This window comes from Rhodoferax sp. GW821-FHT07G04 (assembly GCF_059418585.1).
Window position 1 is genome coordinate 330,398 of sequence record NZ_JBWKQD010000001.1, and the last position, 14,609, is coordinate 345,006.

Annotated in this window: 16 protein-coding genes; 7 read left to right on the forward strand and 9 right to left on the reverse strand. The window is 61.4% G+C overall.

Annotation, left to right across the window (positions count from 1 at the left end; all coding sequences use genetic code 11):
- Window positions 1-3 precede the first annotated feature (3 nt).
- The 6 genes from AC07OO_RS01430 to AC07OO_RS01455 all read left to right on the forward strand — a co-directional run bounded on the left by AC07OO_RS01430 (window position 4) and on the right by AC07OO_RS01455 (window position 3,741).
- On the forward strand, window positions 4-249 hold the full coding sequence (locus tag AC07OO_RS01430) for a helix-turn-helix domain-containing protein (RefSeq protein ID WP_495080271.1): 246 nt from the start codon (window positions 4-6) through the stop codon (window positions 247-249).
- 57 nt (window positions 250-306) lie between these two features.
- Window positions 307-795 carry a nuclear transport factor 2 family protein gene (locus AC07OO_RS01435; RefSeq protein WP_495080272.1) on the forward strand — a complete coding sequence of 163 codons (489 nt, stop codon included), beginning with the start codon at window positions 307-309 and terminating at the stop codon, window positions 793-795.
- 33 nt (window positions 796-828) lie between these two features.
- The gene (locus AC07OO_RS01440; protein WP_495080273.1) at window positions 829-1,254 is read left to right on the forward strand and encodes a PaaI family thioesterase; all 426 of its coding nucleotides are present in this window, start codon (window positions 829-831) and stop codon (window positions 1,252-1,254) included.
- Between the two features lie 45 nt (window positions 1,255-1,299).
- On the forward strand, window positions 1,300-1,713 hold the full coding sequence (locus AC07OO_RS01445) for a PaaI family thioesterase (protein ID WP_495080274.1): 414 nt from the start codon (window positions 1,300-1,302) through the stop codon (window positions 1,711-1,713).
- 71 nt (window positions 1,714-1,784) lie between these two features.
- Window positions 1,785-2,807, forward strand: a complete 1,023-nt coding sequence (locus AC07OO_RS01450; protein ID WP_495080275.1) for an extracellular catalytic domain type 1 short-chain-length polyhydroxyalkanoate depolymerase — start codon at window positions 1,785-1,787, stop codon at window positions 2,805-2,807.
- A 160-nt stretch (window positions 2,808-2,967) separates the two neighbouring features.
- Window positions 2,968-3,741: a hypothetical protein gene (locus AC07OO_RS01455; protein WP_495080276.1), complete on the forward strand. Its 774-nt coding sequence runs from the start codon at window positions 2,968-2,970 to the stop codon at window positions 3,739-3,741.
- Here the strand turns inward: AC07OO_RS01455 and AC07OO_RS01460 are convergent.
- The 6 genes from AC07OO_RS01460 to AC07OO_RS01485 all read right to left on the reverse strand — a co-directional run bounded on the left by AC07OO_RS01460 (window position 3,701) and on the right by AC07OO_RS01485 (window position 10,082).
- A complete protein-coding gene (locus tag AC07OO_RS01460; protein WP_495080277.1) occupies window positions 3,701-4,564 on the reverse strand; it encodes an AraC family transcriptional regulator in 864 nt (287 codons plus the stop codon). The two genes, AC07OO_RS01455 and AC07OO_RS01460, sit on opposite strands and share 41 nt — an antisense overlap.
- 42 nt (window positions 4,565-4,606) lie before the next feature.
- Window positions 4,607-5,221, reverse strand: coding sequence for a LysE family translocator (locus AC07OO_RS01465; protein ID WP_495080278.1), 615 nt, complete (start codon window positions 5,219-5,221; stop codon window positions 4,607-4,609).
- Window positions 5,222-5,310: 89 nt separating this feature from the next.
- Window positions 5,311-6,201, reverse strand: a complete 891-nt coding sequence (gene malG / locus AC07OO_RS01470; protein WP_495080279.1) for a maltose ABC transporter permease MalG — start codon at window positions 6,199-6,201, stop codon at window positions 5,311-5,313.
- 2 nt (window positions 6,202-6,203) lie between these two features.
- The gene (gene malF, locus AC07OO_RS01475; protein WP_495080280.1) at window positions 6,204-7,784 is read right to left on the reverse strand and encodes a maltose ABC transporter permease MalF; all 1,581 of its coding nucleotides are present in this window, start codon (window positions 7,782-7,784) and stop codon (window positions 6,204-6,206) included.
- 1 nt (window position 7,785) lies between these two features.
- A complete protein-coding gene (gene malE / locus AC07OO_RS01480; protein ID WP_495080281.1) occupies window positions 7,786-8,976 on the reverse strand; it encodes a maltose/maltodextrin ABC transporter substrate-binding protein MalE in 1,191 nt (396 codons plus the stop codon).
- Complete coding sequence (locus AC07OO_RS01485) at window positions 8,973-10,082, reverse strand: ABC transporter ATP-binding protein (protein ID WP_495080282.1); 1,110 nt, start codon at window positions 10,080-10,082, stop codon at window positions 8,973-8,975. Before AC07OO_RS01485 ends, malE begins: the two co-directional genes overlap by 4 nt.
- Window positions 10,083-10,306: 224 nt before the next feature.
- On the opposite strand from AC07OO_RS01485, the gene AC07OO_RS01490 reads away from it, so the two are divergent.
- The gene (locus AC07OO_RS01490) at window positions 10,307-11,686 is read left to right on the forward strand and encodes an MATE family efflux transporter (protein WP_495080283.1); all 1,380 of its coding nucleotides are present in this window, start codon (window positions 10,307-10,309) and stop codon (window positions 11,684-11,686) included.
- Window positions 11,687-11,714: 28 nt separating this feature from the next.
- Here AC07OO_RS01490 and AC07OO_RS01495 read toward each other — a convergent pair whose 3' ends face one another.
- The 3 genes from AC07OO_RS01495 to AC07OO_RS01505 all read right to left on the reverse strand — a co-directional run bounded on the left by AC07OO_RS01495 (window position 11,715) and on the right by AC07OO_RS01505 (window position 14,607).
- Complete coding sequence (locus AC07OO_RS01495) at window positions 11,715-13,343, reverse strand: hypothetical protein (protein ID WP_495080284.1); 1,629 nt, start codon at window positions 13,341-13,343, stop codon at window positions 11,715-11,717.
- A gap of 11 nt (window positions 13,344-13,354) precedes the next feature.
- On the reverse strand, window positions 13,355-13,852 hold the full coding sequence (locus AC07OO_RS01500) for a hypothetical protein (RefSeq protein ID WP_495080285.1): 498 nt from the start codon (window positions 13,850-13,852) through the stop codon (window positions 13,355-13,357).
- Window positions 13,853-13,968: 116 nt separating this feature from the next.
- Window positions 13,969-14,607: a CoA transferase subunit B gene (locus AC07OO_RS01505; protein WP_495080286.1), complete on the reverse strand. Its 639-nt coding sequence runs from the start codon at window positions 14,605-14,607 to the stop codon at window positions 13,969-13,971.
- Window positions 14,608-14,609: the final 2 nt, after the last annotated feature.

Genomic DNA, 14,609 nt, shown 5'->3' on the forward strand with positions numbered 1-14,609 from the left:
GCCGTGCCCATCATTGTCAAACTCGACGTCATACTGGCCGAACGCAAGGCCAAATCCAAAGACCTGGCCGAGTACATCGGCATCACGGAAGCCAATCTGTCCCTGCTCAAACAGGGCAAGGTCAAGGGCGTGCGCTTTGACACCTTGCAGGCCATTTGCGAATACCTGCAATGCCAGCCCGGCGACCTGCTGGTCTTCAAGCCGGACGAAGGCGATGGCTATAGCGATGGCGGCAAGGACAACCCCTGATCCGGGCCGCTACCATTGGTGGTTGGTACCTTGTCTATTCCACCACCCAGGAGTTGTATGAAACCCTTGTTCGTCTATGCGGGCCTTGCTCTAGCTTTCAGTTTGTCGACCGCCGCCGTGGCGCAGGTAACCGTTGTTCCACAAGCCAACCACGAGCAGCTATTGGCCGCTGCAGACACCCGTTTAGCAGCCAACAAGCGCTTGGTCTACGATTTCTGGCGCGAGGTCTTCGAAGGCGGCCACATGGAGCTGGCGGACAAGTACCTGGCCGAGGGCTACATCCAACACAACCCCAATGTGGCCACCGGCCGCGCGGGCTTCGTCGATGCCTTCTCCAAATGGGTCAAGCCCAAACCCATCGAGTCCAAGGTCAAGGCACCGCTGGTGGCCATCGCCGCGGAAGGGGACTTGGTCATACTGAGCTTCGTACGCGAAGCCATCGACCCCAAGGACGCATCCAAGAAGTACACGACCACGTGGTTCGACATGTTCCGCGTCGAGGCCGGCAAGATTGCCGAGCACTGGGATCCGGCACCCAAGTCCTAAGATGCACATCGGTCTTTGAACAGCACTACCCCTATGGACAAACAGGCATTCTTCTGGAAAATCGTGGCCGGCGAACTACCGGCCCCCAAGGCCGCCGAGACCTTGGGCATCGTCTTCCAACACATCGACGCCGAGGCCGGCACCATTGAAGTCGAGCTGCAAGGCAAGCCCGAGTTCACCAATCCGGCCGGCAACATCCAAGGCGGTTTTCTGGCTGCCATGCTGGACGACACCATGGGCCCCGCCCTGGCCGCCACGCTGAAGCAAGGCGAGTTCGCGCCCACGCTGAACCTCAACATCTCCTTCCATAAGCCCGCCAACGTAGGCCCCCTCACCGGCAAGGGCCGCGTTGTGCGCCGCGGTCGCGACGTGTGCTTTTTGGCGGGTGAGTTGTACCAGGGCGGTGAACTAATCGCCTCGGCCACCGCGACAGCCATCGTGCGTGCGATGGCGAAGTGACTCCCGTTCCGCGTTCTATTCAAGCATCCTCAGAATCACAAACACATGCCAACCGCTTCCGAACTCTCCGCCTTTCTCATCCAGGAATTCCCGCAAACCAAATGCACCATCGAAGCCGTTGGCGACATGGGGGCCACCATACGGCACCCAGTGGGGGCCGCCGAATTGCGACCTGGCGGCACGGTATCCGGCCCGGTGATGATGGCTGTGGCCGATGTAGCGCTGTATGTGGCCATCCTCGGTGAGATCGGCATCGTGCCCTTGGCCGTGACCACCAACCTGAGCATCAACTTCCTGCGCAAGCCTGCGGGTGACCGTGCCGTCATTGGCGTCTGCAAGCTTATGAAGGTGGGCAAGTCTTTGGCCGTGGGCGAAGTGTCGCTGTACTCCGAGGGTAGCGACGAGGTTGTGGCCCATGTGGTGGGCACCTACGCCATCCCCAAGGATCGGGTGCGGTGAGCAAAGCGCGTTCTCCACGGAGGACAATCCTGGCACCCAGGCTCGCATGGCTGGTGTTGTCTGCCTGCGGAATGCTGCTGCCGCAACACGACGCAATGGCCCAGGCCACAGGCGCCAACACCACGCTGCGAGAACGCATCAAGGAGCGCTGGCAGGCCAGGCAGCAAGCGAAATCAGCCGCGCAAACCGCAACGCCCGATACCACCGCCACGATAGACCAGCCCGGCGACTACAACTTCTCGCTGGTGCACGACGGTTTGCCGCGCAAGTACCGCGTGCATGTGCCGCGCAGCTACAACGCGGCCAACGCTACGCCGCTGCTGATGGCATTTCATGGTGGTGGTGGCGACATGGACCACCAGGCTTCGGACCAGCACTACGGGCTGATCGCCAAGTCCGAGTCTGCAGGCTTCATTGCCGTCTTTCCCAACGGCTTCAGCAAGCTGCCTTCGGGCAAGTTCGCCACCTGGAATGCCGGCAATTGCTGCGGTGATGCGCGCGACCGCCAGGTGGACGATGTGGGCCTTGTGCGCCAGATCCTGCGCAATCTGGACGGCCCGTTGCACATTGACCGCCGGCGCGTCTATGCCACCGGCATGTCCAATGGCGCCATGATGGCCTACCGCCTGGCCTGCGAGATGCCAGACACCTTTGCCGCCATCGCCGCCGTTGCCGGCACCGACAACACGGTGCAATGCACGCCCAAGGTGCCCATCTCCATCCTGCACATCCACGCCCAGAACGACGACCGCGTGCTCTACAACGGCGGCGCCGGCCGCAAGTTTGGCGATCCATCCCAGGTGACCGACTTCACATCTGTCCCTGCTACGGTGGCACGCTGGGTGCAACGCAACGGCTGCAGCAAACCCCAGGCGCAGCGCATCCTCACGGTAGCTGGCGCCTACTGCGAGCGCTATGCCCCCTGCCAGGGCCAGGCCGAAGTGCAACTCTGCGTCACCGAGACCGGTGGCCACTCCTGGCCCGGCGGATACAAGGCGCGGGGTGACGAACCTGCATCGCAAGCCATCTCGGCCAACGATGTGATGTGGGCGTTCTTCGCCCGGGTGTCGGATGCAAACGGTACGCAGCGCTAACGCTGGCGGCATCCAACAGGTGAAGTAGGCCAATTTATACCCAATATGGGGTTTTTAGGGTGTTTCAAACGGAATTCTTAGTAAAACCGGCCTATAGCCCTCGTGAATTGGTCACATTGCGCTACTAATAATGTAGCAGTGTCTACCCTCATCAATACCCATGAAGAAACCACCGCCCGCCAGACTCCACCTTCTGCCCGCCAAGGCCGCGCCCTACACCATCATCTTGCGGCGCAAGCCCACCGATTGGTTCCATGTGCTGCGCTGGAATACGCAGACCGATGCGCTGGAGCACGGCAGCTGGTACGCAGGCACGCTCTACCCCAAGCGGGCGGACGTGTCGTTCGACGGCAACTGGCTGGTCTTCCTGGCGATGGACCCGGGCTCCAACACCTTCAACCGCATTGTGCGGCCACCCTTGCTGACGCCGGTAGTCGAAGTTCCGGCGGACGGCACCTACCGGGGTGGTGGGTATTGGGCGTCTGCATCCGAGTTGTGCCTGAACGGCTGGTTCACCTATGCAAAGGGCCGACGTAAAAAGGTCGAAGACACACTGCCGCCGGGGTGGGATTTGGGTGAGTATGAAGACGAACTGGGCGACGACGGTGTGCTGTACCGGCGCCTGGCCCGTGACGGGTGGCAGCGCACAGGGGCTGTGGCCGATGCATGGTCGAACCAGCCAACCCCCGCCCACCCGGCCTTGCGCATGGAGTACACCGGCTACCAGAACGGAACCATGCAGTTCAGGTTCTGGCTAGTGGAGTTTCCGGCGTTGATTCCCGACACGGCGGAATGGGCCTGTTGGGACTGCGTGGGGCAGTTGCTGTTCGCTAACAAGGGGATGCTCTACAAGTTCAGGCCGGATTCGCTGGCGTCGGGCCAGCCGACAACCGTTATCGACCTGGAGCACTTGGCGCCCCCGCCTCCGCCATAGCACCGCCCAGGTAGTTCTTGGGCGTGGTCGCGTGCCGCTTTTTGAAATGACGCTGGAAATGCGCCTGGTCGGCAAAGCCTAACTGCAGTGCCACTTCCGCCAAACCGGCGCCCTGCTTGAGCAGCTTCTTGGCCCGGTTCAGGCGCTGGTCGATCTGGAAGGCATGGGGTGTTTGCCCGAAGGCTTGCTTGAATTTGCGAATCAGTTGGTAACCGCTCCAGCCGCTGGTCTGAGCCAGTTGCTCCAACGATAGATTGCTTTCCATCTGCGCGCAGATGAGGTCGCGCACCGCGTATAGCGCCTGGTCGTCCGCGCCGGGTGCTGCCGCGTCCCCCTTTGGCACCAATGCATGCTGGGCGATGAAGGTGAGCAGCCACTCGTCCACCTCCAGTGCGTCCCCTCCATGGCCGTCGGCCACCGCATCCGCAATGCGGCTCAGCGCCCGGTAGACCGCGGGCGCGTCGGTGGCGTGCTGGGCCAGTTTCAGGTGCGGCTTGTGCTGCTGTGCGGCCTCCACCGGCAGAAAGCTCTGGTGCACCCATTGCGCATCCACAAAGAGCATGCGGTAAGACCAGGCCTGGCTGGCATCGGGATTGCAGGCGTGGGCCAGGCCCGGCTCCATCATCACCGCCATACCGGGTCTTAGCGCTGTGCTGTGCTCGCCATGGCTGTAGATGGCCTGCCCCGCGTCGATGGCGCCAAACGAATACTCATCATGGGTATGGGTCTGGTAGCAATCGCGCGAACCGCTGGCCGTGCGCAGCTCCAGATGCGGCCACCGGGGGTCGCGGACAAAGTGGTGAGCGCTGAAGGGCTTTGGCATGCCCGGCATGCTAATCCCAAATGCGGGCATAACTGTGCCCCGCTAGGCCAGCATGCTGTAGACCGTGAACACCAGCAGCGCGGCCAGCACGCGGTTGAACAGCCTTTGGTAGGGTGCGTGGGCCAGCCAACGGCGGATGACCCGCCCCAGTGCCGCCCAGGCCGCTACCGACACAAAGCACACGACACCGGAAATGGCACAGAACGCCAGCAGACGCGCCGTACCATCCGCCCCCCGGGGCACAAACAGGCTGACACCGGACAGGGCCACGAGCCAGGCCTTGGGATTCAGCGACTGGGTCAGCACGCCTTGCAGCAGACCGCGCGACCAGGCCCTGAGCGAGCTTGCCGCGGGCGACTCCGCACCCGGTGCATCGGGCTGCGCCCGCGCAATGCGAACGGCCAAGTACAGCAGGTAGGTGGCACCCGCATACTGCGTGACCTGTGTAATCTGCGGATAGGCCAGCAACAGCATTTGCAAGCTGCTGCCCATCAGCCAGACCACCGCGCAATAGCTGAGCGTGGCGCCCAGCACATGGGGCAAGGCGCGCACAAAGCCCTGCGCCGCGCCCAGCGCCGACGCAATCACATTCACCGGCCCCGGGGAAATGGCCCCGGCCAAGGCGAACATCGCCATAGAACCCCACACCGCTTGCATATGCTGCCTCCACCCAAGTTGATCTGGTGGGCAGTATTGCGATGGGGCAGCTTTTTGTATTGAACGAAATTGCGTCTGGAGTTTTGCGCTCAGCCCTTGACCCCGCCCGACGTCAGCCCCGACACGATCCAGCGCTGCGCCGCCAAAAACACCAGTGTGATCGGCAAGCCCGACAGCACGGCCGCGGCGGCAAAATCGCCCCACAGGTAGCGCTGCTCGTACAGGTAGTACTTGGAGCCCACGGCGAGTGTCAGATTGGGCTCTTCGCGCAGTAGCACCGATGCAATGGGGTATTCGATGATGGTGCCAATGAAGGCCAGCACAAACACCACCATCAGAATGGGCACGGCCATCGGCAACAACACGCGGTAAAAGGCCTGCCAGGACGTGGCGCCGTCCACCTTGGCGCATTCCTCGATCTCGGTGGGTATGGTTTCGAAGTAACCTTTGATGGTCCAGATGTGCATGGCCACGCCGCCGATATAGGCCACGATCAGCCCACCGTGCGTCTCGATGCCCAGCCACGGAATGAAGCCACCAATGGCCTCAAAAATGGCATAGATGGCGACCAGCGCCACAGCCACCGGAAACATCTGCAAGAGCAGCATGCTGTTCAATATGGTGGACTTGAAGCGAAAACGCAGGCGCGCAAAGCCGTAGGCTGCGGTTGTCGAAATGCTGACGATCAGCAGCGAGGAAATGGTCGCGATCTTGATCGAATTCCACAGCCACAGAAGCACCGGGAACGGCGGCTGCACGACCACGCCGTCGGGCTGCGTGTGCGAGAAGCCCAGCGCCAGCTTCCAGTGCTCCAGGCTGATCTCGGTAGGGATCAGCGAGCCGGTCGAAAAGTTGCCGGGCCGCAGCGAGATGGACAGCACGGCGAGCAATGGGAACAGCGTGATGGCAATCAATACCCACAGCCCCACGTGGGCCGCAGTGATGCGCCAGCGCTGGCTCTTACCGGTAACAACAGCCATGGCTAATGCCCTCCCTTGCGTTGCGTGTCTTTGGACTGCGTCAGCTTCAGGTTGACCAGAGACATGATGGCCACCAGGAAGAAGATGACAGTGGAGATGGCCGCTGCCAAACCAAAGTTGGCCCCGGCATCGGTGAACGCAATGCGGTAGGTGTAGGACACCATGATGTCCGTGGTGCCGGCCGGCAGCTTGGTATTCAGGTAGTCAGGGCGGCCATCGGTCAACAGGCTGATCAGCACAAAGTTGTTGAAGTTGAACGCGAAGGCCGAGATCAGCAGCGGGGTCAGCGGCTTGGCGATCAGCGGCGCGGTGATGCGCCAGAAGTTCGTCAGGGGTTTGGCGCCGGCTATCGCGGAGGCCTCGTACAAGTCAGCGGGAATGGATTTGATCAGCCCCGTGCACAGCACCATGATGTAGGGGTAGCCCAGCCAGGTGTTGACGATCAGTATCATGACCTTGGCCAAGAGCGGGTCGGCAAACCACGCGGGCTTGACGCCGAACACGGCATTCAGGATGGCGTTGATCTCGCCAAAGTTTTGGTTGAACAGCCCCTTGAACACCAGGATGGAGATGAAGCCCGGCACCGCATAGGGCAGGAACAGCAGCGTGCGGTACAGCGTGCGGAATTTCAGTGCCTCCCAGTTCAGCAGTACCGCCAGCGTCATGCCAATGGCGGTGGAGAACAGCACGGTCAGGCCGGCAAAGGCCACGGTCCAGAAAAAGATGGAAACAAAGGGGCCGCGCATGTCGGCATCGCCAAACAGGCGGGTGTAGTTGGCAAAGCCCACGCCGACCTTGAAGCCGGGCTGCAGGCGGTCGCCGTGGGCGTCTTCAAAGTAACCGGTGTCGCGGTTGGGCTGGTACTGTGCACCATCGGCCAGGCGCTTCAGCCCCCCACCCGGCTCGGCCTGCCACAACGGCTCAAAGACGGCGAACTCGCGCAGACCGGCATACAGCAACGTGCTCGTCTGCATGCTCTTTGGGTTGGGCAGTTGCAAACGCAGGGCCATCAGCGCATCGCGGTGCTCTATGGTCTGGCGCAGCGTGTAGGCTTGGCCCAGGGTCTGGTCACCTTGCAGGGTCTGCATCACAACCGGTGTGCTGCTGGGCTTTTGCAGTGACAGCGATGGAGAGATGTAGCGCTCAACCGATTGCTGTGGTGCGCCCTCGCCCTGCGGGGCCAGCACCAGGCGCACCGTGTTGTCGCCATCGGCATGCACGCTGAAGGCATAGGCGCGTGACTCGTTGAATTCAGCCTGGTCCAGCAGGTAGCCGCGTGCGCGCTCTTCGCTGAGCAGGTTGTTGGCCGAGTAGTTGGTAAAGCCTATCTGTATGGTGTAGACCAGCGGAAAGGCCACAAACACCAGCATGGCCATGACACCGGGAAACAGGTAGCGCCAGGCCAGCGTTTTGGCCGAGACATAGACATACAGGCTCAGGGCGCCCAGACTCAGCACCAGGGCGGCCCAGACCGCCTGGCCGCTGGTGTAGATGGCAAACGTGAGCCACAGCAGGCCCAGCGCCACGCAGGCGGCCACGGCCTTGGAAACAGCAGAAGAGGAAGTGCTTGCAGTTGTCGTCATATCACTTCGCCAGCATGCGTGCGGCCGCGCCATCGAGTGCGTCCTTGGGGGATTGGCGGCCTTGGGTGATGGCCTCCAGCGCGGCGTCCACCGCCGTCATGAAGCGTCCCAGTTCGGGGATATTGGGCATGGGCACACCGGTGCGTGCGTTCTCCATCGTGGCGCGGATGTTTGCATCGCCCGACAGCTCCGCAAAATAGGCCTTGTTAGCCGGCGTGCCCAGCGGCACATCGGCAGAGATGGTCTTGAGGCTGTCGACACGCAGCATGTGGTTCTCGATGAACTCGCGCGCAATGTCCTTGACCTTGCTCGGTGCGGCCACCATGCAGCCCAACACCCCCACAAAGGATTTGGACGGTTTGCCGGGCACGACCGCCGGCACCGGCGCCACGCTGAAGTTGATCTTGGCCTTGCGCGCATTGTCCCAGGCCCAAGGGCCGGTGATCATCATCGCCACTTCGCCACGGGCAAAGCCAGCCTCCATTTCGGCATAGCGCGCACCGCGCGGCATGTAGCCCTCTTCGATCAAGCGCGACACCATCTGGGCGCCGACCACGGCCCCTTCGGAATTGACATTGACCACCGATGGATCGAGCTCACCACTGGGGGTGCGGCCGAATACTTCACCCGCGTTGCCGGCCAGCAGCGGCCACGTGAAATAGGCCTTGTTGTACTCCCATAGCAGGGCTTTCTTGCCGCGCTTGGCCAGTTCCTTGTCCAGCGCCATGACCTCGTCAAATGTCGTGGGCACGGTCTTCACCAGGTCGCGGTTGACGATCAGGCCCACGGCTTCGATGGCCAAGGGGTAACCCCAGACATTGCCCTTGTAAGTGAAGGCCTTCCACGCGGATTCGTCCACCGCATCGCGCACACGCTTGGGCGCATGGACGGGCACGATCAGGCCCGAGCGTGCCCACTCACCCGCGCGGTCGTGTGCCCAGCAAAAGATGTCGGGCCCCTTGCCGGCGGCGGCCGCGGCCTGGAACTTGTCTGGCGCGCCCTCGGGGTGCTGCACCACCACCGCGACGCCCGATTCCCTGGCAAAGGCGTCGCCCACCTTTTGCAGGCCGTTGTAGCCCTTGTCGCCGTTGATCCAGATCAGCAGCTGGGGGGCGTTTGCGGCGTGCGCCGGCAGTGCACACATAGCGGCCAGCGCGGCGGCCAAACCCATGGAAGCCAGCTTGAACATCATGCCGCCTCGTGCGCTGGAACAATGCGTTGGAAGGCCTTGCCGGCCACGTCGAACAGATAGCAGCGGTCCGGCTCCACGCCCAGCTCCAGCGTGTCGCCGGCCTTCACGCGCACCACACCGGTCAGTTCGCAGGTCAGGTCTTCCTGCACCCCGGGGAAGGCGCAATAGGCGTGGGTGACGCTGCCCAGGGATTCGACAAAGGTTACCTTCGCCACCAGGCGGTTGGCATAGGGCACACGGGTGATGTGCTCGGGGCGAATGCCCAGCGTGACCTTGTCGCCGGGTTTGGCACTTGGCGCTCTGACGGCGCACTGGATCAGCACACCATCGTTCAGGCGCACCGTCACGTCCGATGCGTTGCTGGATACAAACTCGGCGGCAATGAAGTTCATGCCCGGCGAGCCAATGAAGCCGGCCACAAACAGATTGTCGGGGTGCTCGTACAAATCCAGCGGCGACCCCACCTGCTCCAGCTTGCCGGCCGACAGCACAACGATACGGTCGGCTAACGTCATGGCCTCCACCTGGTCGTGCGTCACGTAAATCATCGTGGTCTTGAAATCGGTGTGCAGCTTGGCAAACTCATAACGCATGCGCACGCGCAACGCCGTGTCCAGGTTGGACAGGGGTTCGTCAAACAAAAACACCTCGGGCTTGCGCACAATGGCACGGCCAATGGCCACGCGCTGGCGCTGGCCGCCCGACAGGTCTTTGGGCTTGCGGTCCAGCAAGTGGTCTATGCCCAGGATCTTGGCCGCGTTGTGCACCAGGCGGTCCACTTCGTCCTTGGGCACTTTCTTCAATTGCAGGCCAAAGGCCATGTTGTCGTACAGATTCATATGCGGGTACAGCGCATACGACTGGAACACCATGGAAATACCGCGCTCGGCCGGTGGCACGTCGTTGACCAGGCGGTCGCCAATATGCAGCGTGCCACTGGTAATGTCCTCCAGGCCGGCAATCATGCGCAGGAGTGTGGACTTGCCGCAGCCGCTGGGACCGACAAACACGACAAACTCACCGTCACGGATGTGGAGATCAACGCCCTGCAATATCTTGGCGTCGCCAAACGACTTGCCCACACCCGATAACTTTACGTCCGCCACGTTGTACCTCCGTTCCGCACCCAGGCTGCGGTTTGCATTGATTCATCAGCCCGGTCGACGCGACACAAGGACAGCACTGAGTATACTCAGCAAAAAGTAGTAATACAACACAACAATAGTGCTGAATTTATGACGGAATTTCTGAAATTACACCGATAAATCAAGGGTTTTCCCTTATATTTTGTACTTAAACTACTCTACATCACAACAAATCACTACATCCCATGACACCAGCCCCCGCACCCCCGCCCCGCCACAAGCCCCATGTGCTGGCCATTGCCTGGCCACTCATGGCCGAACTGGTGCTGGGCTTTGGTGTGGGCTTTTTGGGCATGTGGCTGGTATCTACCGAATCCGACACGGCATCGGCCGCTTTTGGTTTGGCCAACCATGTGCAGGGTGCCTTTTTTCTGTTGTTTCGCATCATCAGCATGGGCGTGGGCGTGGTCATCACGCAAAACCTGGGAGCCAGCAATCGCCGCGATGCAGACCGCACCGCGCTAGCCAGTCTGGGCGCCAGCACCTGGCTGGGCCTGGGCAGCGCCGTCGTGCTGTTTGCCGCGACCGGGCCCTTGCTCAGTGCAATGCAGGCCACGGCTGCTGTGCGGGAATTGGCCACGCCCTATCTGCACCTGCTGGCCTTTGCACTGTTTCTGGACGCCTTCAATGCCAGCATGGCTGCTGTGATGCGCTCGCATCTGCACACGCGCGAAACCATGCTCAATATCCTGTCCATGCACGCGCTGCACATGGCTCTGTGCTTTCCGCTGATGCGAGGCGTGGGTGGCGCATGGGCGCCCATGGGCATGGTCGGCTTTGCGCTGGCCTTGGCCATCAGCCGCGGCTTTGGCCTGGGCGTGCACCTGTGGCTGTGGCGTACGGTGTTGGGTCTGTATCCCACGTGGCGCGATGCCGTGGCCGTGCGCTGGGCCACGCTGCGCAGCTCCATCGCCATTGGCCTGCCCGGCGCGGCGGAGAACATTGCCTACCGTGTCGCCATGCTGGTCTCGGTCACCGTGGTATCGATGATGGGCACGGCCGAGTTGGCCACGCAGGGTTATGCGATGCAGATCATGAATGTCATCGTACTGTCCACCGTGGCGCTGGGCTTTGCGGGCGAGATCCTGGTGGGGCATTTGATAGGCGCCGGCGAACTGCGTGCTGCCTGGAGGCTGGTGCGCAAATGCCTGCTGTGGGGACTGGTCGTGGCACTCAGCGTAGCCACTCTCACGGCCCTGACGGCGCCGTGGACACTGCGCCTGTTTACACACGACCCCGCCATCATTGCCCAAGCCACCACACTGCTGTGGATCACCGTGCTGCTGGAGCCGGGGCGCACCTGCAATATCGTGGTCATCACCGCGCTGCGGGCGGCGGGCGACGCGCGCTTTCCCGTTGTGGCAGGCGCAGCATCCATGGTGGTCGTGATGGGTTTTGGCTCATGGTTCTTGGGCATCCACTTCGGCCTGGGCCTGACTGGCGTGTGGATCGCCTACGCGCTGGACGAATGGGTGCGCGGCGGCATCATGGCGGCGCGATGGTTTGGTCTGGGTTGGGTCAAACAGGCGGTGGCTTCGCGCAGGCTGGTGAGCCGGCACGCTTAGGCCAGCAGCAGGCGCACGGCTGCGCATTTCAATCCAAACGCCTATAGAGAGAGATCTGCCCAACAACGTCCTGCTGGAAAAAGGTGTGGCGCGTGAGTTCGGGCCGGGTTCCATCGTCAGGGCGCAGCCGGTGCACGGGGATCTGAGTGCGCGCATAACCCGGCACAGCGGCGGGCGCCTGCGGTGCTTCGTGCAAAACCCATTTGGGACGCCCGCTGAAGCGCGACAACGCACCTTGTCCAATTTTTGCCCGCACTACGTTTTCTGCGGCACTACCCGGCTCTATGTTGGGGACAACGATGTATTCATCACCAAGGTAGAAAATAGCAACTTCTTGCAGCCACGAGGGAATGACCAGCAATGTGTCCATCCCATTGGTATTGTCGGCAGAGCCGCTGCGGATCGCAGCAGCGACCGCGTCCATCGCATCCGGCTGTGGGTTGAATATCTCTCGGTAGGTTGCTGGCCACCAGGAGACCGGGAGGCCCTTGTCGGCAGGGCTATTCCAAAAAGAGACCGAGGCCAGATTGGTCGCCGCGAGCGCCACACATACCAACGCAAAAATGCGCGCATCCTTAACCAGCTTACCCATCAAGATGTAGAGGGGCACCATGCCGAACACGATGAGATGCGGCATATAGCGAAGGAGCGAATGCTCTTCAGCGGTCTCCGTACCAAACAGCAGCGCCACTGCAAAGGTGTGCACCACCAGCGTTAGCACCACAAAGGACACCAAAGGATCCTTTGCGAATTCAACCAATCCACTCAGGCGCAATTTGAAAACCAGTCCCAGACCCAGCACCCAGGCCAGCAAAGGGATCCCTTGAACCGCGTCCAGATCGGCGAATGCCGCGCCCAGGTTACGCCCCAGTACCTTGAGCCACTCCATGGCTGCAAGGCCTTGAAAGTCCATGAAAAGTTGCGGGGCGACAAGGGTTGGGCCAACGGACACCGTCCACAGCCACCAGGAGGCAAACCCCGTTGCACAGGCAGCGAGATAGAGAGAGAAGAAATGGCGTCTCAGCCAAGCAGCATGAACCAACAGTGCAAGCCCACACGCCGACGCCGCTACAGGATGGACATGGAACAACAAAACCATGCAGACACTGGCCAGGCACAACCTTTTGGCTCTCGACAAGCCGTCAATACACACCAACCACACCAGCAGCGCAAAAACCAACGTCAGTGTCGAGTAGTAGCGGGCATTTCGATGGAACAACGCAACCTGAGGTGTGATGAGAATCAGCGTCGCAACAAAGAGGGGCAATGGCACCCTGGATCGCAAAGCTGCGCGCATGGGAACGAGGGCCGCCAGTCCCAACAACGCAAATACGGTGCGCAACCCTCCCGCGTCTTGGCCAAATACGTGTAGAGACAGCGCACCGAGATAAAACTGAACCCAGGGAATTTTTGCAACAACCAGATTCGCGTTCAGCTCCGCACCGCCGTCGTAGATAGACAGGTTACGCCCATCAAATCCTGTGGGGTAGCCAGAGTGCAGCACATTGCGGGCAAACAGGCCGGTACCTGCTTCATCGCCCCATAGCGGCGTTCCGCCCAACTGGTAGAGGTAGGCCGTACCCACCACCAGGATGGCCAGGGCCAGTGTGGCCCATTCTGTCCATGCCCAGCGCCTTCGTGTATCAGGCGCGGGCACTGCAATCCCGCTCAACCCATTGCAGCCGGCCCGCTCGCAGGCTTGGATTGCGCAGTGCTTCGCCCATTGGCGTTATTGTTCACCGACCAGGGAATGACCGTGGCCTGGTCCAGGGGTTTGGCCTTGGTGAACAGGGCCTGCCAGAAGAAGCCGCTCTGGAAGGCGATGACTTCAAAGAGGATGTAACTCTGCGAGCTGCTGGACAGCCACAGGTTGTAGGTGGGGTAGAAGACGATGGGCGACACCAGTAGCGGCAGGATGATGCGCTCCACCTGCACGGCGTCCAGGCCCTTGCCCATGTTGAACAGGTCCCAGTAGTAGTTGGAGAACATGCCCAGCGTCATCCAGCAGGCCAGGTGCCATACAAACACGATGCCGTGGTTGCGGGCCAAGAGGCCAATCCAGGGGGCGGAGCCTTCATCGGCATTCACGATCAGGACCATGAACGTACCCGTGGTCAGGAACACCACGAAGTAGATGAACATCAGGAATTTGAGTGCTCTAGACATGTATCCCCCGTGTAATAGTTCGCGCTATCTTACTCGGGGTTTTGACACCAAACAGGCATTCGGGAGGGGCCGACTCTAGTGGTCTTCCCCACCCACCTTCCCATCAACCAGACACATCAGATCAGCTTGACGCCCGTCTTGGCTTGCAGCTCTTCATGGCTCACGCCAGGCGCCAGCTCCACAACCTTCAGGCCTTGCGGCGTGACGTCCATCACGGCCAGGTCGGTGATGATGCGGTCCACGACGCCCACGCCGGTCAATGGCAGCGTGCAGTTGGGCAGAATCTTCAGGTCGGTCGTGCCGTCCTTCTTCTTGGCTACGTGCTCCATCAGCACGATGACGCGCTTGACTCCTGCCACCAGGTCCATGGCGCCGCCCATGCCCTTGACCATCTTGCCGGGGATCATCCAGTTGGCCAGGTCGCCCTTTTCGCTGACCTGCATGGCGCCCAGAATGGACAGGTTGATCTTGCCGCCGCGGATCATCGCAAAACTGTCGTGGCTGCCGAAGATGGACGAGCCCTTGAGCGTGGTCACGGTCTGCTTGCCGGCATTAATGAGGTCGGCGTCCACTTCGTCTTCGGTGGGGAACGGGCCAATGCCCAGCATGCCGTTTTCGGATTGCAGCCAGACCTCTTTGTCGGCGGGTACGAAATTGGCAACCAGCGTGGGGATACCAATGCCCAGGTTCACATAGAAACCGTCTTGCAATTCTTGGGCAGCACGTGCCGCCATTTGGTCTTGATTCCATGCCATGA